At 70.8% G+C, this 21,696-nt stretch carries 20 protein-coding genes, 1 pseudogene and 1 riboswitch; of the genes and pseudogenes, 7 read left to right on the forward strand and 14 right to left on the reverse strand.

Features of this window, described 5'->3' with window-relative positions; all coding sequences use genetic code 11:
• Positions 1 to 19: 19 nt before the first annotated feature.
• The 7 genes from ACFHWY_RS13200 to mqnE all read right to left on the reverse strand — a co-directional run bounded on the left by ACFHWY_RS13200 (position 20) and on the right by mqnE (position 7,347).
• Positions 20 to 820: an ABC transporter ATP-binding protein gene (locus ACFHWY_RS13200; protein WP_416580453.1), complete on the reverse strand. Its 801-nt coding sequence runs from the start codon at positions 818 to 820 to the stop codon at positions 20 to 22.
• The gene (locus ACFHWY_RS13205; protein WP_416580454.1) at positions 817 to 1,911 is read right to left on the reverse strand and encodes a FecCD family ABC transporter permease; all 1,095 of its coding nucleotides are present in this window, start codon (positions 1,909 to 1,911) and stop codon (positions 817 to 819) included. Before ACFHWY_RS13205 ends, ACFHWY_RS13200 begins: the two co-directional genes overlap by 4 nt.
• A gap of 34 nt (positions 1,912 to 1,945) precedes the next feature.
• Entirely contained in the window at positions 1,946 to 2,878 is a 933-nt protein-coding gene (locus ACFHWY_RS13210; RefSeq protein ID WP_416580455.1) for an ABC transporter substrate-binding protein, read from the reverse strand.
• 110 nt (positions 2,879 to 2,988) lie between these two features.
• Positions 2,989 to 3,049: riboswitch (cobalamin riboswitch) on the reverse strand.
• A 168-nt stretch (positions 3,050 to 3,217) separates the two neighbouring features.
• Complete coding sequence (locus tag ACFHWY_RS13215) at positions 3,218 to 5,098, reverse strand: M14 family zinc carboxypeptidase (RefSeq protein ID WP_416580456.1); 1,881 nt, start codon at positions 5,096 to 5,098, stop codon at positions 3,218 to 3,220.
• Positions 5,099 to 5,305: 207 nt separating this feature from the next.
• A complete protein-coding gene (locus tag ACFHWY_RS13220; protein ID WP_416580457.1) occupies positions 5,306 to 5,644 on the reverse strand; it encodes a DUF4229 domain-containing protein in 339 nt (112 codons plus the stop codon).
• An 86-nt stretch (positions 5,645 to 5,730) separates the two neighbouring features.
• A complete protein-coding gene (locus tag ACFHWY_RS13225; RefSeq protein ID WP_416580458.1) occupies positions 5,731 to 6,153 on the reverse strand; it encodes a hypothetical protein in 423 nt (140 codons plus the stop codon).
• 24 nt (positions 6,154 to 6,177) lie between these two features.
• Complete coding sequence (gene mqnE / locus ACFHWY_RS13230) at positions 6,178 to 7,347, reverse strand: aminofutalosine synthase MqnE (RefSeq protein WP_416580459.1); 1,170 nt, start codon at positions 7,345 to 7,347, stop codon at positions 6,178 to 6,180.
• 246 nt (positions 7,348 to 7,593) lie between these two features.
• Between mqnE and ACFHWY_RS13235 the strand changes: the two genes are divergently transcribed.
• The 4 genes from ACFHWY_RS13235 to ACFHWY_RS13250 all read left to right on the forward strand — a co-directional run bounded on the left by ACFHWY_RS13235 (position 7,594) and on the right by ACFHWY_RS13250 (position 13,332).
• The gene (locus ACFHWY_RS13235; RefSeq protein WP_416580460.1) at positions 7,594 to 9,117 is read left to right on the forward strand and encodes an NlpC/P60 family protein; all 1,524 of its coding nucleotides are present in this window, start codon (positions 7,594 to 7,596) and stop codon (positions 9,115 to 9,117) included.
• Positions 9,118 to 10,125: 1,008 nt separating this feature from the next.
• Positions 10,126 to 10,830, forward strand: coding sequence for a hypothetical protein (locus ACFHWY_RS13240; protein WP_416580461.1), 705 nt, complete (start codon positions 10,126 to 10,128; stop codon positions 10,828 to 10,830).
• Positions 10,831 to 11,128: 298 nt separating this feature from the next.
• On the forward strand, positions 11,129 to 12,544 hold the full coding sequence (locus tag ACFHWY_RS13245) for a DEAD/DEAH box helicase (RefSeq protein ID WP_416580495.1): 1,416 nt from the start codon (positions 11,129 to 11,131) through the stop codon (positions 12,542 to 12,544).
• Between the two features lie 158 nt (positions 12,545 to 12,702).
• Positions 12,703 to 13,332: a putative glycolipid-binding domain-containing protein gene (locus tag ACFHWY_RS13250; protein ID WP_416580462.1), complete on the forward strand. Its 630-nt coding sequence runs from the start codon at positions 12,703 to 12,705 to the stop codon at positions 13,330 to 13,332.
• A 16-nt stretch (positions 13,333 to 13,348) separates the two neighbouring features.
• On the opposite strand, the gene ACFHWY_RS13255 is transcribed toward ACFHWY_RS13250, so the two are convergent.
• Positions 13,349 to 14,440 (reverse strand): PLP-dependent cysteine synthase family protein, encoded by a 1,092-nt coding sequence (locus ACFHWY_RS13255; protein ID WP_416580463.1) that lies wholly within the window; start codon positions 14,438 to 14,440, stop codon positions 13,349 to 13,351.
• 75 nt (positions 14,441 to 14,515) lie between these two features.
• A complete protein-coding gene (locus ACFHWY_RS13260) occupies positions 14,516 to 14,974 on the reverse strand; it encodes an Lrp/AsnC family transcriptional regulator (RefSeq protein WP_416580464.1) in 459 nt (152 codons plus the stop codon).
• 267 nt (positions 14,975 to 15,241) lie between these two features.
• Here ACFHWY_RS13260 and ACFHWY_RS13265 point away from each other — a divergent pair, with 267 nt between their 5' ends.
• Positions 15,242 to 15,508 carry a BldC family transcriptional regulator gene (locus tag ACFHWY_RS13265; protein ID WP_092381091.1) on the forward strand — a complete coding sequence of 89 codons (267 nt, stop codon included), beginning with the start codon at positions 15,242 to 15,244 and terminating at the stop codon, positions 15,506 to 15,508.
• A 34-nt stretch (positions 15,509 to 15,542) separates the two neighbouring features.
• Here the strand turns inward: ACFHWY_RS13265 and ACFHWY_RS13270 are convergent, their stop codons facing one another.
• A complete protein-coding gene (locus ACFHWY_RS13270; RefSeq protein ID WP_416580465.1) occupies positions 15,543 to 16,172 on the reverse strand; it encodes a UbiX family flavin prenyltransferase in 630 nt (209 codons plus the stop codon).
• 132 nt (positions 16,173 to 16,304) lie between these two features.
• Here ACFHWY_RS13270 and ACFHWY_RS13275 point away from each other — a divergent pair, with 132 nt between their 5' ends.
• Complete coding sequence (locus ACFHWY_RS13275; protein WP_416580466.1) at positions 16,305 to 17,345, forward strand: terpene synthase family protein; 1,041 nt, start codon at positions 16,305 to 16,307, stop codon at positions 17,343 to 17,345.
• Here the strand turns inward: ACFHWY_RS13275 and mqnP are convergent.
• On the reverse strand, positions 17,296 to 18,198 hold the full coding sequence (gene mqnP, locus ACFHWY_RS13280) for a menaquinone biosynthesis prenyltransferase MqnP (RefSeq protein ID WP_416580467.1): 903 nt from the start codon (positions 18,196 to 18,198) through the stop codon (positions 17,296 to 17,298). The genes ACFHWY_RS13275 and mqnP overlap by 50 nt on opposite strands.
• Entirely contained in the window at positions 18,198 to 19,658 is a 1,461-nt protein-coding gene (locus tag ACFHWY_RS13285; protein ID WP_416580468.1) for a menaquinone biosynthesis decarboxylase, read from the reverse strand. The genes mqnP and ACFHWY_RS13285 overlap by 1 nt, the downstream gene beginning before the upstream one ends.
• A 194-nt stretch (positions 19,659 to 19,852) precedes the next feature.
• On the opposite strand from ACFHWY_RS13285, the gene ACFHWY_RS13290 reads away from it, so the two are divergent.
• Entirely contained in the window at positions 19,853 to 20,650 is a 798-nt protein-coding gene (locus ACFHWY_RS13290) for a transglutaminase-like domain-containing protein (RefSeq protein ID WP_416580469.1), read from the forward strand.
• A gap of 41 nt (positions 20,651 to 20,691) precedes the next feature.
• Here the strand turns inward: ACFHWY_RS13290 and ACFHWY_RS13295 are convergent, their stop codons facing one another.
• Together ACFHWY_RS13295 and ACFHWY_RS13300 are read right to left on the reverse strand one after the other, a co-directional pair.
• The gene (locus ACFHWY_RS13295) at positions 20,692 to 20,883 is read right to left on the reverse strand and encodes a DUF397 domain-containing protein (protein ID WP_416580470.1); all 192 of its coding nucleotides are present in this window, start codon (positions 20,881 to 20,883) and stop codon (positions 20,692 to 20,694) included.
• Positions 20,871 to 21,661: pseudogene (locus tag ACFHWY_RS13300) on the reverse strand (helix-turn-helix domain-containing protein). Before ACFHWY_RS13300 ends, ACFHWY_RS13295 begins: the two are co-directional and overlap by 13 nt.
• Between the last annotated feature and the right edge of the window lie 35 nt (positions 21,662 to 21,696).

Below are 21,696 nucleotides of genomic sequence, written 5' to 3' on the forward strand. Positions count from 1 at the left end.
CAACCTCTCCGATCTCCGATCAACGCGGGCGGGGCGGGGCGGGGCGGGTGGGGAGGACCAGGGGACCGTGCGGGCCGGGGATGACCCGGACGTGGGCACGGTAGTGGTGGGACAGCAGGTCCTCGGTGAGGACTTCGTCGGGGGTGCCGCTGGCCTCGATCCGGCCGGCGGCGAGCAGCACCATGCGGTCGGCGTACTCACCGGCGGTCGACAGATCGTGCATGGTGGCCAGCACGGTCAACCCGTGCCTACGACGAAGCTGGTCGACCAACTCCAGGACCTCCTGCTGGTGGCCGATGTCCAGCGCGCTCGTCGGTTCGTCGAGCAGCAGCAGGGTGGCACCCTGGGCCAACGCCCGGGCCAGGAAGACCCGCTGCCGTTCGCCGCCGGAGAGGGTGGCCAGCTCGCGGGTGGAGAACCCGGCGAGGTCCAGCCGGTCGAGCACCTCGTGCACCACGGCCAGGTCGGCGGCGGACTCCCGGCCAAGCGGCGCGATGTACGGGTTACGCCCGAGCAGCACGTAGTCCAGCACCGCCATGCCGGGCGGTACGACCGGCGACTGGGCGACCGTGGCAACCACCCGGGCCCGTTCCCGGCGGCGCAGGGCGCCGAGCGGCGTGCCGAAGAGCCGGACGGCGTCCGGCGCGGGCAGCAGGCCGCCGACGGCGCGCAGCAACGTCGACTTGCCGGCGCCGTTGGGACCGATCACGGTCACCCATTCGCCGGCGGCCACGACCAGGTCGATGCCGGCGAGGATCGGCGCACCGTCCAAGCTGATTCGCAGGTTCCGCACCTCTACGGCGGATGGGGTCGGCTTCACGTCAGCACCCGCCGGACGGAGCGCAGCACCAGGACGAAGAAGGGACCGCCCAGCAGCGCGGTGACCACACCGATGGGGATCTCCTGCGGTGCGGCGGCGGTCCGCGCCACCACGTCGGTCAGGGCCAGGAAGGCACCCCCGAACAGCAGCGACAGCGGAAGAATGATCCGGTAACTCGACCCGGCCAGCAGCCGTACGGTGTGCGGCACGATGATGCCGACGAAGCCGATCAGGCCGGAGGCGGAGACCGCTGCGGCGGTGCCCAGCGAGGCGGCGGCGATCAGCAGGTACCGGGACCGCTGCGGGTGCAGGCCGAGACTCGCCGCCTCGTCGTCGCCGACCGAGAGCACGTCCAGCTCCCGCCGGAGCAGCAGGATGACCAGGCTGGTGACCAGGAAGTACGGCAGCACCAGCCGGACGTCCTGCCAGCCGGCGGTGGCCAGCCGCCCGAGTAGCCAGGAGTACACCTGCTGGATGCTGTCCGCGTGCCGTTGCAACAGGTACGTCTGCCCGGCGCTGAGGAACGCGGAGACGGCCACCCCGGCGAGGATCAGCGTGGCCGGCGAGCGGCTGCGCCCGCCGGCGGCGCCGAGCAGGTACGTCATCACCACCGCACCGAGGGAGCCGACGAAGGCGGCCAGCGGAATCGTCGCCGGCAGTTCCCCCAGCGATCCGCTCGTGCCCACCCCGAGGGTCAGCACCACGGTGACCGCCAGCCCCGCCCCGGCGGCGACTCCGAGCAGGTACGGGTCGGCCAGCGGGTTTCGGAACACCCCCTGGTAGGCACCGCCGGCCAGGGCGAGCAGCCCACCGATCAGCAAACCCAGCACCACCCGGGGCAGCCGTAGCTCGGTGACGATGGCGATCTCCTGCTCGGTCAGCCCGCTCTCCAGGCGTACCCCGGGGAGCAGGTTGAGCAGTTCGATCGCGACGCTGCCGGGCGGCAGGCTGACCGGGCCGAGCGAGACGCCGGCCACCAAGGCGACGAGCACGGCGAGTACGCCGGCGACGAGCCAGCGCTTTTGCAGACCCACCGGGCGCGACGGCACGCCCGGTGGGAAGGCAGGGCCCCTTGTTAACGCCTGGTGCATGTCAGGGTCCCTTGTTAACGACTGCCGTCCGTCGTCACTCGGACACCTTCGCGGTGGCGTCCACGATGGTGCGCAGCAGGTCCACCACGCGCGGTCCCCAGCGGGAGGCGATGTCGTCGTCGAGTTCCACAATCTGGTCGTCTCGCACCGCGTCGATGCTGGACCAGCCACTGCGGGCCTTGACCGTCTCGATGCTCTGCTGGCAGCACGTGACGTCGGAGAGGAAGACGAAGTCCGGGTTGGCCTTGACGATCACTTCCTGGGACAGCTGTGGGTAGCCGCCGCTCTTGCCGTCGGCGTCGGCCGCGTCGGCGATGTTTTCCAGCCCGGCGAGGGTGTAGACCGAGCCGATGAAGGTCTTGCTGGTGGCGGTGTACAGCTCCGGGCCCAACTCGTGGAAGTAGGTGGGCGCCTTCACCCGCTGCGGCACCTCGGCGACAATCTTGGCGATGTCGTCCTTCATCCGCTGCACCACGTCGGCCGCCGCGCCGATGTTGCCGGTGAGCGTGCCCAGTTCGTTGAGCTGCCGGTACGAGTCGTCCAGGGTCTGCGCCGCCGGGGTCAGGTAGACCGGGATCTTCAGCGCGGTGAGCTGGTCGACGATCTTGTTGGTGTCGTTGGCGAGCACCACCAGGTCCGGATCCCTGCCGGCGATCGCCTCGGCGTTCGGCTGGTAGCCGGACAGGTCCGTCTTCGGCGCGTCGGCCGGGAAGTTGGACTGGTCGTCGACGGCGGTGACCTGCGGGCCGGCGCCGATCGCGAAGAGCATCTCGGTGCCCGTCGGCGACAGCGAGACGATCTTCTCGGGCCGCTGCTCCAACCTCAGGTCACCGACGGTGACGGGGAAGGCGTCGGCGGTCGGGCTGCCGGCGGCGGGTGTTTCGGCGGCCTTCTCGGCGCAGGCGCCGAGCGTGAGCGCGGCCACCGCGAGGGTGGCAGCGAAGACCCGGGGGGTACGTCTGAACATTGGTCCTCCTGTCGGTCGAGGATTGCGGTGCTTCGCCGACAGGGAGCCTGAGCGCCCGTCCGCGAGGCGCCCTTCCTCGAGAGCGCGGATCGCGACCGCGCCCCAGGCGACCTGGCTTGTCCCCGGTGTCGGGGCATCACAGTTGCGGGACAGCGCCGGTGTCGCACCGGCTTCGCTGTGGCGGGTCGGTAAGACCGTAGCGCACGCCTGGACGGCGGCTCGTTGCGCAGGCCAGCGCCGCTCACGTGCGGCCCACCGGGCGACGGCCGCTCGCCAGCCTTTGTCCGTTTGATCCCTGAGACGGGGCCCCGCGCGAGGGGTGGCGGGGCCCCGTCCCGTTCAGGAGGAGGTGATGGTGACGTTGTCCACAGCTGCCTCGACCAGGCTGGCCGTCGAGGCGTCCGCGGCCTCCACCAGAATCCGAATCGACTGTCCGGCGTACGGGGTGAGGTTGAGGTTCGACACCGCCCAGGCACCGTTGCGGTTGCTGGCCGCACCGGTCTGGGTGAGCAGCGCCGTGGTGCCGCCGTTGTGCACCACGCTGACCCGAAGGTAGTCCGCCGAGGACGCGTTCGAGCCGTGCGCCAGATACCAGGCCAGCGACAGCGTCAACGTGCCGCTGGAGGGCAGCGTGACGGCCGGGGACCGGGCACTGGTGACACCGCCGTCGATGTCGTGGGAGCCCGCGCCGCTGCCGGCGAGCCGGCCGGTCACCAGGTCGTTGCTGCCCGCGTACGGCGTGAGCTGCTTGGCCCCGCTGGAGTTGGTGGTCTGCGCGGCGCCCCGCTCCCACTGCCCGGTGGTTGCGGTGTCGGTGCCGTTCGGGTTGATCGTCCAGCCGGTCGCGGTCTCGAAGGTGTCGGACCAGACCGTCGTCCCGCCACCACCGCTGCCGCAGTACTGGGCCTGCTTGCCGATCGCCCGGTACGGGCAGTCGGCGTACTCGGAGAGCATCAGCACCGCCTCGCGGTTACGCGAAGTCTGCTGCGGGATCACCTCGTCGGGCGGGTAGAAGCCGCCACCGGAGGCCGATCCCGGATACAGCTCGAAGGTGTACGCCCAGATGCCGTGCGTCGCCCACATCCAGTCGATGCTGCTGCCGTCGGTGACGTACAGGTCGCTGGACTGCTGCGCGGTGTAGCCGTTCGTCGCCGCCATCTGCTGGCCGATGGTGGCGAAGGTGTTGTACTGATCGGTGGTCATCCCCGGCGCGGTGTTGTTGTACGTGTAGCCGTACGGCCAGAGCACCAGCTGGGAGTAGGTGTGGAAGTCGATGTTGGCCTTGATCTGCTGCACACCGCCTACCACCCGGCTGTTGACGAAGTTGCGCAGCGCCTGCGTCTCGGGTGCGGAGAACGCCGACGGACCCCGGTAGGTGTCCGAGGAGGTGGAGCCGGACGAGCCGCCGCAGCAGCCCCAATTGTAGCTCCAGTTGCGATTCAGGTCGGTGCCGACGTACGACGATCCGCTGTTGGGTTGGCGGTTCTTGCGCCAGGACCGGTAGGAGCCGGTGGCGATGTCGTACTCGCTGCCGTCCGGGTTGACCGACGGCACGACCCAGATCTCCCGGCCGTTGACCAGGCTGGTGATCTGGGAGTCGGAGCCGTAGCCGTCGGTGAAGAGGTTGAGCAGGTAGATCGCCATCTCGACGGTCAGGTGCTCGCGGGCGTGCTGCTGCGCGTTGAACAGGATCTCCGGCTCGTTCTCGTCGGTGGCGACGTTGTCGGAGATCTTCACCGCGACCAGGTCGCGGCCCTCGTAGGAGGTGCCGATGCTGACCTTCCGGGCGATCGTCGGATGGTCGGCGACCACCTTGTTCACCGCCGCGATCATCTCCGGGTAGTCGTGGTAGTTGGAGTCGGCCGCCGGGAAGCCGAGGATGCCGACATCCCCCTCAGCCTGACCACGATTGGTCGGCAGTGCGGCGATCGCCTCCAGCCGGAACCCGAGTCCGGTGATGGCGGCGGCTTCGGCGCGGGTGGCCGAGATGTGCAGCACGCCGTGCTCGGAGTAGTCGATGGCAGCACCCGTACGGGCGACCGCGTTGCGGTCGGCGAGCGTCTTCGGGCCGAGCACCCGGTAGGGCACGGCGGCCGGTTGTTCGTCCCGGTTGGGGACGGGTTCGGCGGAGACAGGTGGCGCGGCGACGGTGAGCAGGCCGAGCCCGGCGGCGATGACGAGCGCCAGTGCGCGGCGGATTGGGATGGTGCCGAAGACCATGGAGACACACTCCTCGAGGTGCGGGATCCCCCGCTCGGTAGCAGACAGCCCACCACCGATCACATGGTCATATCAACATTTGTGGTTGCGTGGTCCATCCCAGTCGGATCCTCATGCCGGCAACATGTTTCCTCCGGCCCGTACACGACGAAGCCCGGCGCCGTAGCACGGGTCACGCCACAGGCGTCGAGATCCGCTCCGGGCCGCTCAGGCCGCCGGGCCTCGGCCCTGCTCCGGGGGGTTGCCTGGCTCCTCGGCAGCGGCGTCGACCTGACCACCGGCCGGCGTGTCGCCCCCGGTCTGGTCGTCGCCGGCCAACGCGGCCCGCAGCCGCTCCTTCTCCGTACGGCGACGTTCGGCGGCGGCGGCCATCTCCTCGGCCATCTCGTCACGCCACCCCTTGAGCAGGAAGAAGGAGACGGCGGCGGAGAACAGCAGGGCCAGGATCAGCTTCAGGAAGATGTCCAGGTCGACCGGCCAGAGGGCCGCCACCACGACCACGAACAGCCCGATCCGGCCGAGCGTGTACTTGACCGCCGCGCTCACGTTCGTACGCTCCGCTCGCTCACATCGCACTCCGTTCATCGCCGTCCGGCGGACGGCGTTCTCAGTCCTGCTGCCGGCCGCCGGTCTCAGCCCGCCCGGTTGGTCAGCCAGCGGACGCCGGGAAACCAGACCATCGCATATATCACGGTGAAAGTCGCCGCGGCGAGCACACCGGAGACCAGCGGCGGCAGCCCGGTCGTCAGCCCGGCCAGCAGCAGCCCGCAGACCACTGCCACGGCGACGGCCACCAGCCCGGCCACCACCCGGGGCACGCCGAACTCCCAGGCCCGGAAATCCTCCCAGAAGAACCAGGCGGGCAGGATGACGGCCATCCAACCGTTGGCCTGACCGAAGTCACCGGCGCCGAGCCAGGCGAACGCCCCGTCGAAGAGGACCAACACCAGCAGCCCGATGACCAACCCGGCGAGGGCGACACCAACCAGGTCACCCAGGGCACGGATGCGACCCTCTCCGTCCCGGCGGGGAAACGCACTCTGCTGCTCGGTCATGGTCGTGCCAGGGTACGCGGTGACTCAGGCCCAGACCTGCTGCGGCTCGGCCCGGCGCTGCGCGAGCGTCGGCGCGGCGTCGTACTCGCGGACCACCTCGTAGCGGGTGTTCCGTTCGACCGGCCGGAAGCCGGCATCCCAGATCAGGTGCAGCAGATCGTCCCGGTGCATGGTGTTCGGCGTGCCGTACGAGTCGGCATCGTGGGTGATCTTGTATTCGACGACCGAGCCGTCCAGGTCGTCCACGCCGAAGTTGAGCGAGAGTTGCGCCACCGAGAGCCCGTGCATCACCCAGAAGCACTTCACGTGCGGCACGTTGTCGAACAGCAGCCGGGAGACCGCGAAGGTCTTCAGCGACTCGGCCGGCGAGGCCATCGTCGTCCGGGCCTGGATCCGGTTGCGGACCTTGCCGTCCGCCGAGTCCACGAAGTCGTGCTGGTAGCGCAGCGGGATGAAGACGAGGAAGCCGCCGGTCTCGTCCTGCAACTCTCGCAGCCGCAGCACGTGGTCGACCCGGTGGCGCGGCTCCTCGATGTGGCCGTAGAGCATCGTCGACGGGGTCTTCATACCCTTGCTGTGCGCCAGGCGGTGGATCCGCGACCAGTCCTCCCAGTGACAGGCATGGTCGACGATGTGCTGGCGGACCTCCCAGTCGAAGATCTCCGCGCCGCCGCCGGTCAGCGACTCCAGGCCGGCGTCCATCAACTCGTCGAGGATCTCGTCCGCATTGAGCCCGCTGATCTTCTCGAACCACTGCACCTCGGTCGCGGTGAACGCCTTGAGCTTGATGTTCGGCAGCGCCGCCTTCAGCTCGCGCAGCACCTTCGGGTAGTAGCGCCAGGGCAGCGTCGGATGCAGACCGTTGACGATGTGCAACTCGGTGAGCTGCTCGTCCTCCATCTCCTTGGCCTTGCGGACCGCCTCGTCGATACGCATCGTGTAAGCGTCCTTCTCACCCGGCTTGCGCTGGAACGAGCAGTACGCGCAACTCGCGCTGCAGACGTTGGTCAGGTTCAGGTGCCGGTTGACGTTGAACATCACCCGGTCGCCGTTCATCTCGGTGCGCTTGTGCTGGGCCAGCCGACCCAACCAGGTCAGGTCGTCGCTGGAGTAGAGGGCGATCCCGTCCTCACGGGTCAACCGCTCCCCCGCGTACACCTTCGCTTCGAGCTCACGCTTGAGTCCGGCGTCCATCGAAAGCCCGTCCCCTTCCACCTGCGGTCGCGGCCGGATCCCGGTCGCCACCCGAGCCTACGTCGGCCGCACGCGCAGCTCACACCATGGTCCACCGGCAGCTGATTCCCAGGCTCCCGTTACCCGGGCGGACATCGACATCGCTGCACCAATTGAGGTAGACAGGGGTGGGGCACGACACACCCTGGTAGCGTGCCGAACCGCTGCGCCTTCCAGCGCGGCACAGCAAGCCGGACGGGGAGCGGAATGGTCGACAGCGCGGACGGGCGGCGACGGAGTCCGGTGGTCTCTCCGGTGTTACGGCCGATGCTCTGGTCCGCTCTGCTCGGTGCTGTCGCCAGTGCCGTTCTCGCCGCACCCGCCTACGCCGAGCCGGGCGTGCCCGTCACGGTGCCCGACACCGGATCCCGCCCTGCCATCAGCGGCTCGTTGCAGTTGCCGGGTGGCGCACCCGTCGGCGGCACGCCAGGCGCGCCGTCGAATGTCGGCACCCCCGGTGCCAACGCGCTCGAAACGCAGATCAACGCCGGCGAGGCACGCGTCGCCGAGCTGGGTACCCAGCTGCTCGAACTGGAACAGCAGCGCAACGAGGTCGAGGTCCAGTTCCGCACCGCGGAGCGCGACCTCGAATTCGCCCGGGGCGCGGTTCAGCAGGCACAGCAGCGTGCCGACCAGGTCGCCGCCGAAGCGATCAAGGTGGCCGCCGCGCTGCCACCCGGTGGCTTCGCCACCGACCTGCGGGATCTGGAGCTGCTGCGGCGGGCGAACCGGGGCGAGAAGGCTGAGCACGCGACCGGGCCGGCGAACGGCGAGTTGGCCCGCACCCGCGCCGAGGAGCAGGCGGCCACCCAGGCACACGCCGCGGTCCAGTCCCGGCTACAGGGAGCACAGCAGCAGTACTCCGCCACCGAGCAGGCGCTGCGTGCCGAAGAGGCGAAGCTGATCAAGCTGCGCGAGGAGAACGCCGCCCAGCTGATCGAGCTGGTACGCCAGCAGGAGGCCGCCGAACAGCAACTCGGCACCGGCTACGTCGACCAGTCGGCCAACGGGATGGTCGCGCATCCCAAGGCGCTGGCCGCCGTCGCCTACGCCCGCAAACAGCTCGGTGACCCCTATGTCTGGGCGGCCGAAGGACCCAACTCGTTCGACTGCTCGGGCCTCATGTGGGCGGCGTACCGGTCGGCCGGCCACTACCAGCTGCCCCGGGTCTCGCGGGACCAGTACCGGAGGACCAGCTCGCGGACTGTGCCGCGGACCGCGCTTCTCCCCGGCGACCTACTCTTCTTCGCCTCCGGTAGCAGTTGGCAGAGCATCCACCACGTCGGGATGTACGTCGGAGGCGGCAAGATGATCCACGCGCCGACCACCGGCGACGTGGTGCGGATCGCGGCCGTCCGCTGGTCCCGGCTCTACGCCGCGACCCGGGTGGTCGGCGCAGTGCCGACGCCCAAGCCGACGCCGACGCCGACGCCCAAGCCGACACCGACCCCGACGCCCAAGCCGACACCGACCCCGACGCCCAAGCCGACGCCGAAGCCGACGAAGTCACCGAAGCCGACCCCCTCCGGTTCCAACTCCCCGTCACCGACGCCGTCAAGCACCACCCCACCGCCACCGACGCCCTCCGGTTCCAGCTCACGGCCACCGACGCCGTCAAGCACCACGTCACCGGAGATCGGTGCCAGCAGCGCCGTCCCGACCACGGCTGCCAGCAGCTCCACCCCGCAGGAGAGCGCCTCGGTCAGCCCCTCCACGGTCGGCGGGCGCTGACCGCTGCGCGACGCCCCTGACCGGCGCCCATGGCTGGCAAGGCCGATGACACCCGCAGGCTCTGGGCGCTCCGGGTGTGCCGCACGGGCGGAATGTGGCACGGTGTCACTCAGGCACTCCCGGTCCCGCGCCACGGGTCCGGGTGCGAGCGTGGCGCGGAGGGCGACGATGACCGAGCACGAGGTTCCGGCGGGGCGGGCCGACCCTGCGTCCGCACCCGCCCCAACCGCCACCGCCGGGCCGATCCGCCTCGACAGCACAGGGTTGGCTGAGGGGGCCTTCGATGCCGTTGGCCCGGCGGTCACGGCCGACGCACCCGCTTCAGCCGTCGACGGCCCGGCGGCACCCGCTTCAGCCGTCAGCGGGCCGGCCGCGACCGACTTGGTAGCCGACGTTCCGGCCGTCAGCGGCGGAGCGGAACGACCTGCGGTGCCGGCCCGCGGCCAGGCGGTCGTCCGGGTGGCGGTACCCGCCGGTGGACCCGATCAGCGCCCACCGGACGATGCGGCCGACGCTGGCCTGCCTGGATCCGCCAGAGGCACCATGTACCGGGCCACGACCCCCGCCGGGCCGGCGACCGCCGGCAACGCGGGTGGGACGGCAGGCATGGCCGGCGTTCCGAGTCAGCGAGAGCCCGGATCACCGAAGCCGGTACGGGCCAGCGTCCGGATGCCGAGCCTGAGCCGGGTGAGCGTGGACGAGGCACAGTCCGCCGGCGCCGGTGGAAAGGCGGCCGGCGTCTACCGTTCCGCTCCGGCCTACCGGGAACCCGCGGCCCCACCGGAGCCCGCACGCCCACCACAGCCGGCTCAACCACCGGCACCACCGGCACCCGAGCCGGAGCCCGCGCCGCACCCGGCACCCGTACCCGACCCGCCCTCCCCCCGCCCGGCGCCGTACCCACCGGGACCGGTGCCTGGTCCGCCACCCGGCCCCCGACCTTCGCCACCGGTGCCGCCGCCGACGCCAGGCCCACCCGTGCCGGCACCGCCTCCGCCACCCGGCCCGATGCCCGCACCGCCGTTCCCGCCCCCACCAGCCTCCAGCGGCAGCCGGACACCCACCGCTGCGGCCCCCGTATCACCCGGCCGGGCCGCAGCCCCGGCCGCCACCAGGTCGGGCGGGCCCGCCGGTGACCCCTCCGACGCGCTGCCGGGGGCCGGTCCGCAGGCGGGCACATCCGCCGGACCGGGCAGCCCGGCCGCCGTCGTGCCGGCCCCGGCGTTACCGCTCTGGCCGCCACCGACCAATCCCGGCGGGCGACGGGACGACCCGGCGCCCGGTTCTCCGGGTGCGGCGCCCCGGCAGTCATCGCGTCCGGGCCTACTACCGGCCCCGGGTGGGCCGGGCAACGCCGGTACCGACAGCGGTGGTAGCGGTAGCGGTAGCGGTAGCGGCGGTGACCCGGGGGGCGAAGGCCGGGCATCGGGGACCGAAGCGCATCGCCCCGGCGGCTCGGACCTGAACGCCTACTACGCCGCCGCGGAAGCCTCGGCCACCGCGGCCTTCCCATCCGGCGAGCAGGAGAACTCCGGCTCCCTGACCGGGCACATCCTGGCCCAGGGATGGACGGAAACACCGGCCGAGAGGTCGCGCGGCAACATCCGTGTCATGATCGTCATGGCGGTCGCGCTGATCCTGCTGGTGTCGATGAGTGTGCTGGTCGTACTACTTGCGAACAACGCGTTCAGCGGCGGCCGGGGCCCTGCCTGAGTGACGGGCGGCAGGGGATTGCGGGTGAGTCCGCCCACTACCCAGGTACGGCCCCGGTGGGAACGCGACGGTCGCCGTACACTAGTCGGTGATCACTGACCCGGTGCGTGACCAACGCGCGCCCTTGGGCGTTCTTGCGGAAGATCCGGCGACGACCTGTCGCGGCGGGACATCGCGAAGATGCGCCCCGCTCGAAAGGCTTTTCTTGACCATCTCCGCTGACCCAGGTCTGCTTCCGCTCTCCCACGACCTCCCCGCCGAGCCGCAGCCGGCCGGCACCACCGCTCCGCACGCCTCCATCACCTTCGAGTCGCTCGGGCTTCCCCTTCCCCTGGTCCGTACCCTCGACCGGCAAGGCATCACCACTCCCTTCGACATCCAGCGCGCCACTGTGCCGGACGCACTCGCCGGACGTGACGTGCTGGGTCGTGGACAGACCGGCTCCGGCAAGACCCTCGCTTTCGGGCTGCCGCTGCTGGCCCGGATCGCCGCCAGTGGGCGGGCCCGGCCGCGGCATCCACGGGCTCTGGTCCTGGTGCCCACCCGGGAACTCGCCATGCAGGTCAACGACGCGCTGCTGCCGCTGGGCAAGGCCGTCGGAGTGTTCCTGAAGACCGCGGTCGGCGGGGTGCCGTACGACCGCCAGATCGATGCCCTGCGGCGCGGCGTGGAGGTCCTGGTGGCCACCCCGGGCCGGCTCGCCGACCTGATCGACCGGGGCGTCTGCCAACTCGACGACATCGAGATCACCGTCCTCGACGAGGCGGACCAGATGGCCGACATGGGCTTCCTGCCCGAGGTCACCGACCTGTTGTCGAAGACTCCGGCGAACGCGCAGCGGCTGCTCTTCTCGGCCACCCTGGACGGTGACGTGGACGCGCTGGTGCGGCGGTTCATGACCGACCCGGTCACCCACTCCACCGCGCCGGCGACCGCGGCGGTCTCCACCATGGACCACCACCTGCTGCTCATCCCGCCGCACGACAAGTTCCCAGTCACCGCGTCGATCGCGGCGCGAGCCGGACGGACCATCGTCTTCGCCCGTACCCAACTCGGCGTGGACCGGCTCGTCACACAGCTCGCGGCCGTCGGAGTACGTGCCGGAGGGCTGCACGGCGGCAAGACCCAGCACATGCGTACCCGCACCCTGGCCGAGTTCCGCGAGGGGCGGACCAACGTTTTGGTCGCCACCGACGTGGCGGCCCGAGGCATCCACGTCGACGGGGTCTCACTCGTCCTGCACGTCGACCCGCCGAAGGACTCGAAGGACTACCTGCACCGTGCGGGGCGTACCGCCCGGGCGGGTGAGACGGGTGCGGTGGCCACCCTGGTGCTGCCGAAGCAGCGTCGCACCACGCTGGCGATGATGGAGAAGGCCGGCGTCGAGCCGGCCCAGGCGCGCGTCCGCGCCGGTGACCCCGCCCTGGCAGAGCTGACCGGCGCGCGGGAGCCGAGCGGGGTGCCGGTGCGAGAGGAGCCCGAGCAGTCCCGCCGTAACGGCCGGCCGGCTGGCCCTCGCCGCTACGGAGACCGTCCCACCGGCGAACGTCGTTACGGAGACCGCTCCACCGGTGGCGATCTGAGCCGGGAGCGGCGCTACGGTGACCAGCCGCGGGGCGAGCGCCGCTTCGGTGACCGAACGCCATCTTCGGACGGCCGCGGGCGCGAGGAGCGACGGGTGCCGAGTGGGCGCCCACGAGTGCCTACCCACTGACCCCTCCACGAACCGCAGCCACCGAACCGCCGCGTCGATCTAGGGCGCAATGTCGTTAGTGGATCTCCAGCAGCGACGAAGGGCCCCAGATCGGCGGGGTTGGGTGGTGGTGGGCGCAACGGCTGCCAGAGGTGGCCGGGTGGCGTAACGTCCGGCTCATGTCGACCACGCCGAAGTCGCTGCTGTGGACCCGGACGGACACCGCGGGCGCCGAACACGCCCTGGTCGACGACGACCACGGGCTGACCGCGCGCGGCACGCTACTGGCTGTCGACCCGATCCCCTACACCTGCCGCTACCAGGTGGCCACCGACTCCAACTGGGGCAGTGTCCGCCTGGAGGTCGAGGTTGAGGGCGCCGGGTGGCGGCGCAACGTACGCCTGGAGCGGGCGACGCAACGATGGCGGGTGACCGCCGCCGAGCAGGGCGACCTGGAAGCGGTCCTGACCGGCGGTGGGCACCCGCCGGCGGGGCTGCCCGGAGTCGAGGACCCGGATCGGCTGGCCGAGGCGTTCGACGTGGATCTCAGCGGCTCACCGTTGTTCAACACCCTGCCACTGCGCCGGCTCGGGCTGACTACCGCGCCCGTGGACACCAGGCACCGGATCAGCGTGGCCTGGGTGCTGGTGCCGAGCCTGACGGTGTTGCCTGCCGAGCAGGTCTACACCGGGTTGGGTCCGAGCCGGTTCCGGTACGTCAACGGGGGCTTCAGCGCAGAGGTCGAGGTGGACCCGGACGGCTATGTGCTGCGCTATCCGGGCCTGGTGCAGCGGGCGACCACCAGGTGACGGTACGGCCGCCCGCTCAGGCCGGCCAGGCGCCGCTGGTGAGGAAGCGTTCGACGGTGGCCTGGTGCGGAGCCAGGTCGAGGGCCTGTCCCGCCACCCACTCGTCGGAGTAGTACGTGTCGGCGTACCGGTCGCCCGCGTCGCAGATCAGGGTGACCACCGAGCCCGTCCGGCGCTGCGCCAGCATCTCGGCGATCAGGCCGAAGGCGCCCCACAGATTGGTGCCGGTCGACCCGCCGACCCGCCGACCCAGCACCGCTGAGGCGGCCCGCATGGCCGCCAGCGAGGCCGCATCCGGTACCTGCACCATCCGGTCCACCACCGAGGGCAGGAACGACGCTTCGACGGTCGGCCGGCCGATTCCCTCGATCCGGGAGCCACGTCCGGTATGTACCGACCAATCCGCCGCCTGCCAGGCGGGGTAGAACGCCGAGTTCTCCGGGTCGACCACGCACAGCTTGGTGGGCAGCCGCTGGTACCGGGCGTACCGGCCGATGGTGGCGCTGGTGCCGCCGGTGCCGGCACCGACCACGATCCAGGCCGGTAGCGGGTGCCGCTCCAGGGCGAGCTGCGCGTAGATCGACTCGGCGATGTTGTTGTTGCCGCGCCAGTCGGTGGCCCGCTCCGCGTAGGTGAACTGGTCCATGTAGTGCCCGCCGCAGTCCTCGGCCAGCCAACGTGCCTCAATGACCACCTTCGCCGGATCCTGGACCAGGTGACACCGGCCGCCCTGGAACTCGATCTGGGCGATCTTCTCGGGCGAGGTGGAGGCGGGCATCACCGCGACGAACGGCAGCCCCAACATCCGGGCGAAGTACGCCTCGGAGACCGCTGTCGAACCGGACGACGCTTCGATGATCGTGGTGTCCGGCCCGATCCAGCCGTTGCAGAGCCCGTAGAGGAACAACGAACGGGCCAGCCGATGCTTGAGCGAACCGGTGGGGTGGACCGACTCGTCCTTCAGGTAGAGGTCGACTCCCCACTGCCGGGGCAGCGGGAAGGGCAGCAGGTGGGTGTCGGCCGACCGGTTCGCGTCCGCCGCGACGGCCGCGATCGCCTCGGTCACCCACCGCCGGCCTGTCTCGTCGCACCGGTCAAGATGAGTCACGCCCGGAAACCTAGCAAGCCGGCCCGGCGGAGCCGGTGCCGCACCCGGAGCCCGGCGGAGCCGCCGCGCGCCTGGTCATGCCGGCGGCGGGGCCACTGCCTGCGGGCGGTTCTCCCATTTGGTCGACAGCGCGATACCGGTCCGGGTGGAGGCGACCCCGGGTGTCCGATTCAGCCGCACGATTAGCTGCTCCAACTCGGCGATGGTGCCCACCCGAGCCTTGAGCAGGAAGGACTCGACACCGGCCATGAAATAGCAGGACTCGATCTCCGGGATGGCCCGGAACGCCTCCAGCACATCGTCGGTGTCCGCTGCCGAGTCCTCCACGATGCCGATCAGGGCGGTCACGCCCAGGCCGATGGTTTCCGGCTCGACCTCCGCGCGGTAGGCCCGGATGACACCGCTGGACTCCAGTTTGCCGACCCGTTCGTGCACCGCCGGGGCGGAGAGGCCGACCTGGCGGGCCAGCTCGGCGTAGGAGAGTCGCGCGTTGCTCCGGAGCAGGTCCACGAGGTTGAGGTCGATGGCGTCCACGGACTGTAGACCCTAGTCGGCGGGGCGTGACACCCGGACTCCGGCATGCGTTCGACCTGGCAGCGGCAACAGTTCGCATTACCGGGTTCGGAGGGCGTCTCACCGGTACCATTTACTAACTTCCCACTCAGTGCGTTTTTCGCGTTTGGCGGACAGGCCTGGTCGCCGGTGCTGTAATTGCCATACGTCCCTCATGACGGCTCTGGGCTCGCACCGGCCGGGGGCAGTGTGTTCAGCCGGGGGCTTCGTCGATGCGAGGAGGGGGCTGTGGACACTGGAGATCGCCTGCTGACACCGGGTGAAGTCGCCGCGCTGTTTCGGGTCGACCCGAAAACTGTGACGCGATGGGCGGCGGCGGGCCGGATCGGCAGCATCCGGACTCCAGGAGGGCATCGCCGGTTTCGGGAATCCGAGGTGCGGGCCCTGCTTGAAGGGGAGGGCATGTTGGAGGAGGCGGACGACATGGGTAGACCGCGAAACGCGGGCCCGGCGGCCTCGACCGGCCCTGGCCCGGCAAACGCCGGCATGTACTGAGTTCAGTGGTGCGGGTCGGGACGCGGGCCGGTCGTCAGGTCCGGTCCGCGTTCAACCTGCCGGCCCAGCGCCGGAACAGGGTGTGGGTTACGCCCAGGGCGTCGAGCACCTTGCCGGCCACGAAGTCCACGAGTTGCGCCGCGGAGGCGTCGGCTCCGGCACCGTAGAAGCCGGGGCTGGCCGGTAGCACCACCGAGCCGGCATCGTGCAACGCGATCAGGTGCTCCAGGTGGCTGCGGGTCACCGGCGTCTCACGGGGCACCACGACCACTCGTCGCCGTTCCTTGAGATTCACCTCGGCGGCGCGTTGCAACAGATCCTTCGACAGGCCGATCGCGATCCCGGCACAGGCCGCGGTGCTGGCCGGCACCACCGCCATGCCGCGGACCGGGTACGAGCCGCTGCTCGGTCCGGCAGCCAGGTCACCGGCGGGCCAGTGGTGGACGTCGGCGTCACCGAGTTCCCGCCCGAGCCAGGCCGCCAGGTCGTCCCGCCAGTGCGCGTCGCGGAACGGCCGACCCGTTTCGTCGAGGACGGTCAGCCGGGCGGCCCGGGACACGATCAGGTCCACCGGCTCTCCCGCGTCGAGCAGGCCACGTACGACCGCGGCCGCGTACGGCGTGCCGGACGCCCCGGACACCCCGATCACCCATGGTTCGCGCATTCCCACAGCCTGCCTGGTGGTCGCCACTGCCGGTTCGGGTACCCCGAAGGGATTCGGCGGGGACTGCGGCGGCGAGGGTGACCTGGCATGCTGCCGGGGCAGCGAGCCGTGGCGGTGGACGGGGGATCCGGGATGACCGACGGAATGATCCCGTCGCCGGGCGGGTGCGCCCGTCATCTCCTGCCGTCGCTTCGTGCCGCCTGCCCCCTGCCGCCCGTTCTGTCACCGTACGCCGACTGTGTGCAGGAATGGCTGGTGTCCTGGCTGCCGGCGAACGGACCGCCGTTGGACGCGTCGACCCGTGACCGGTTGGACCGGGCTGGTTTCGCCCGGTACGCCGGGCGGCTCTACCCGGACGCCACCGAGCCCGACCTACGGGTGCTGACCGCTCTGTTCACCTGGTTCTTCCTGGTTGACGACGCCTGCGACAGGCCCGGCCGGCTCGGCTTGGACGAGATCCGCGGTCTGCGCGACGGGGCGGTGGTGCTGCTGCGCGACAACCCCCGGCTGCGGCACGGGGGCCTGGGCGGCCCGCTGCGCCGGCTGCTGGTGAGCGCGTGGCGGGAGCCTCGACGGCGGATGCCGGCCCGTTGGCGGCAGCGTTTCGCCGACACGGTCGCCCACCACCTCGACGGCACCTGGCGGGAGGCGGTCAACAGGGCCGCCGGGTACGCGCCGGGCGTCGACGAGTACGTGGAGCTGCGCCGGGCCACCTCGGCGGCGTACGTGTCGTACCCGCTGGTCGAGTTCGTCAGCGGCCGGCCTCTGCCCGACCCGGTCTACCAGCACCCACTGCTGATCCGGATCCGGGACGTCGGCAACGACCTGCTCTCCTGGTACAACGACCTCGCCTCGCTGGAGCGGGACCAGTTCTTCTCCGGCGGCCACAACCTGGTGCTGGCCCTGGCCGCCGAGCGTCGCGTGCCGGTACCGGATGCGGTCGACCTGGCGGCGCAGCGCTGGCACGGGTCGATGCGCCAGTTTCTCGCCTTGCGCGCGACGGTGCCCTCGTTCGGCCCGGTGTTGGACGCCGCCGTCACCGGGCACCTCGACGGGGTGGCCCGGGCGGTGCGTGGCACCATCGACTGGACGTGCGAGAGCGCCCGCTACGGTGCCGAACCGGTCAGGGCCGCAGACCGAGTCGGATCACCAGGTCGAGCAGGGCGAAGATGAACAGCGCGATGCCGACGAAGCCGTTGGCGGTGAAGAACGCCCGGTTGACCCGGCTCAGGTCGGCTGGGGTGACCACCAGGTGTTGGTAGCCGAAGGCGACAGCGGTCAGCGCCAGGCCGATCCACCAGAGCCAACCGAGGCCGATCAGCACACCGAAGCACAGGAACAACGCGAAGGTCACCACGTGCGCGACGGTGGAGGCGTGCAGTGCGAACCGCAGCCCGTAGCGGGCCGGCACGCTGTGTACGCCGATCTTCCGGTCGACTTCGGCGTCCTGGCAGGCGTAGATCAGGTCAAAGCCGCCGATCCACAGGCCGACGGCGACGCCGAGCAGCCAGGCCGGTCCGGAGCCGGCGAGGGTGCCGGTCACCGCGAGCCAGGCGCCGATGGGGCCGACCGCCTGGGCCAGGGCCAGGATGGCGTGCGGCCAGCTGGTGAACCGTTTGCCGTACGGGTAGACGACCAGCGGCACCACGGCCAGCGGCGCGAGCATCAGGCAGAGCGGGTTGAGCAGGGCGGCGGCGGCCAGGAAGACCAGCAGGGCGACGCCCGCGCCGGTCCAGGCCGTGCGGAGGCTCACCGCCCCGGTCACCAGTTCCCGGTTGGCGGTACGCGGGTTCCGCGCATCGATCCGCCGATCCAGGATCCGGTTCGCGGCCATCGCGAACGTCCGCGCGCCGACCATCGCCACGGTGATCAGCAGCAGGTCGAGCCAGCGGATGTTTGCGCCGTTGACCTGCATCGCGGTCAACGCCGACAGGTACGCGAAGGGCAACGCGAACACGGAGTGTTCGAACGCCACGAGTTTGAGGAAGGACGTGACCCGGCCGGGCCGTTCCAGCACCTCAGTCATCAGATGCCGTACTCCTTCCAGCGCTTGTCGACCAGCGAAACGACCTCCGGTGCCATGGTCATCTCCTCTGGCCAGCCACGGGTGTAGCCCTCCTCGGGTAGCTTGCGGGTGGCGTCGACGCCCGCCTTGCCACCCCAGAACTGCTGGTACGACGAGTGGTCCAGATGGTCCACCGGGCCTTCGGTGAGCAGCAGGTCCCGGGCGTAGTCGACGTTGCCGAACGCGCGGAAGGCCACCTCCCGGTAGTCGTGCACGTCGCAGTCGTAGTCCACGATCACGATCAGCTTGGTCAGCGACATCAGGTGGGCACCCCAGATCGCGTTCATCACCTTCTGGGCGTGCTTCGGGTACCGCTTGCGGATCGAGATGATCGCGCAGTTGTGGAAGACCCCGGCGGCCGGCAGGTCGTAGTCGACGATGTCGGGGATCAGCAGCTTGAGCAGCGGTTGGAAGATCCGCTCGGTGGCCTTGCCCAGGCCGTGGTCCTCCTGCGGCGGCTTGGAGGTGACGATCGAGTGGTAGACCGGGTTCCGCTGCACGGTCATCGCCTCGATGTGCAGCACCGGGAACGGCTCGACCGGGGTGTAGAAGCCGGTGTGGTCGCCGAACGGGCCCTCGGGCAGCCGCTCGCCGGGTTCGAGGTAGCCCTCCAACACGACCTGGGCGTGCGCCGGCACCTGCAGCGGCACGGTCAGGCAGTCCACCATCTCGACCCGTTCGCCACGCAGGAAGCCGGCGAACAGGTATTCGTCGATGTCGCCGGGTAGCGGCGCGCTGGCCGCGTAGCTGACCACCGGGTCGCAGCCGATCGCGATGGCGACCGGCAGGCGCTGGCCGAGCCGTTCGGCGACCGCGTGGTGGGCGGTGGAGTCCTTGTGGATCTGCCAGTGCATGCCGAGGGTGTTGCGGCTGTGCTGCTGGAGTCGGTACAGCCCCAGGTTGCGCTTGCCGGTCTCCGGGTGCTTGGTGTGGGTCAACCCGTAGTTGTGGAAGATCCCGCCGTCGTCGGGCCACACCTGGAGTCCAGGGAGCCGGTTCAGGTCGACGTCGTCGCCCCGGTAGACGACCTCCTGGCAGGGGGCGGTCCTCACCTTGCGGGGCGGCACGGACTTGAGCTGCATCACCTTGCCCAGGCCCTCGCGGATACCTGACCAGCCGACCGGCAGTTCCGGCTTGACCAGGGCTGCGATCCGGTCACCGATCTCGTCGAGCCGCTCGACGCCGAGCGCCATGGCCATCCGCTTCTCGGTGCCGAAGAGGTTGATCGCCAACGGCATCTCACCTCGGGTTGGCCGCTCGAAGAGCAGCGCCGGCCCGCCGGAGCGTACCGTCCGGGTGACCACCTCGCTGATCTCCAGCGTGGGGTCGACCGGCACGCCGACGCGGCGAAGTTCGCCCGCGCGCTCCAGGGCCGCGAGGAACTCCTTCAGATCGGTGTACGGGAACCCACGAGCCGCCATGCCCGCAAGTCTGTCCTACGCCCCGCTACCACGCCCACGCTGGGTGCCCGCTCGGCCCTGTGGCGCGCCGCACCACCGATGGTGCGGTGGTGGCGCGGTCGAGCTGAGAGCGCAGCCGGATCGCGGCTGCGGGGCCGCCTCGAACCGGCCAATTCTGCGATGCTTGCTGCGGGTACGGCGGGCTCGTCGAGGCGGTGCCGCAGGACGTCGCCGGCATCGTCCGCACGATCCAGGGACTGCTGATCCACGAGCACCTCGCCGAGGTGTACGGGGTGACGTTGTCGGACGCCGACCGGCAAAGCGTGCACCTGCGGCCCGCCGACGAGGTGCTCGCGTGCGTCGCGGCTCGGGACGAGCGGCCACCGTCCGTCCCCCGCCCGCCCGAGTGGCGGGTGCCCGGCAACTGCCGGCACTACAGTGTGCTGCTTGTCACCGTGCTGCGGGCCCGGGGTGTGCCGGCCCGCGCCCGGTGCGGCTTCGGCGACTACTTCGCCGAGGGCCGGCACGAAGATCACTGGGTCGGCGAGTACTGGAACGCCGAGCAGGGCCGGTGGGTCATGGTCGACGCCCAGCTCGACGAGCAGCAGCGGGAGTTGTTCGGTATCGACTTCGACGGCCTGGACGTACCCCGGGATCGGTTTCTGGTGGCCGGCGAGGCGTGGGCGCGGTGCCGGGCGGGCCACGCCGACCCGGACGCCTTCGGGCTGACCGTGACTGACGAGAGCGGTTTGTGGTGGATCGCCGGCAACCTGATGCGGGACGCTGCCGCGCTGGACGCGGTCGAGGTGCTGCCCTGGGACACCTGGGGCGCGATGCCCGCCCCCGACGAGAAGATCGGCGAGGAACGGACGGCGCTCTTCGACGAGCTGGCCCGGCTGACCCGCGAGCCCGACCAGCACGCCGACGAGCTGCGGCGGCGCTACGCGGACGAGCGGCTGCGTGTCCCACCCGTTGTCCACAACGACCTACGTGACCGCGACGAGGCGATCTGAGCCGCACCGGTCACCGGTGCGGCGGTCGGGAGCGGGGCGGGTCAGGCCCGACGGGTCGACGCCACGAACGCCCGCCAGGCCACCGGGCCGAAGACGAGCGTGCCGCCGTCGCGGTCCTTGCTGTCGCGTACCGCGATGGTGCCGGGCAGGTTGTCGGCCACCTCGACGCAATCTCCGCCGTTGGTGCTGCTCCGGGTGCTGGTGCGCCACCGGGCGCCGGTCAGCTCCGCCATGACTCCGCCACCTCCGTCAACAAATCGATCGACTGTCGGGGCGGCAGCGCCTCGCCCTGGATCGCGTCCCAGGAGGCCCGGATCGCCAGCACGTCCTCGGTGTGGTCGATCACCTGACCCTTGAGCTGATCGTCCAGGTACGCGACGTCCTCCCCACCGGGAAGGGTAGCCAGCACGAAGGCCCCGGCGACACCCGGATAGGCGCCGACCGAGGCGGGCACCACGTGCAGCCGCACCGGGGCTGCTCGGTGGCCAGCTTCACCAGCCGCCGCAGCTGCTCGCGCATCACCAGCGGGCCGCCGACCGGACGGCGCAGCACGTACTCGTCGAGTACCGCGACGAACTGCGGCGGTCGCTCACCGGTCAGCACCGCCTGCCGCTCCAGCCGCGCAGAGGTCCGCCGCTCCACCTCCTCCTCGTCGTAGAGCCCGACGCTGCGGAACAGCGCGCGAGCGTACGCCGAGGTTTGCAGTAGACCCGGCACCACCGAATTCTGGAACGACCGGAGCACGGTCGCCTGCCGCTCGTTGGCCTCCCACTCGCGCATCCACTGCGGCGACCCGAGCCGGGCCAGCATTCGGGCGAACGCGCCGCCGGTGTCGAGCGCGACGTCCGCCAACTCCCAGAAATTTGGCGGCGGTTTGCGCGCCTCCGTCTCGACCATTGCCACTGTGGACGGTGAATAGTTGATCGCGCGGGCCAGATCCTCCTGGGTCATGCTCCGCGCCGCCCGCATGTGCCGCAGCTCTTCGATCAGCAGTCGTGACCGCTCGTCCATCCACCCCACTCCTCACCGGATCTCCCGCGTTTCTC

The organism is Micromonospora sp. LOL_024 (assembly GCF_048060415.1).
Taxonomy (GTDB): Bacteria; Actinomycetota; Actinomycetes; order Mycobacteriales; family Micromonosporaceae; genus Micromonospora.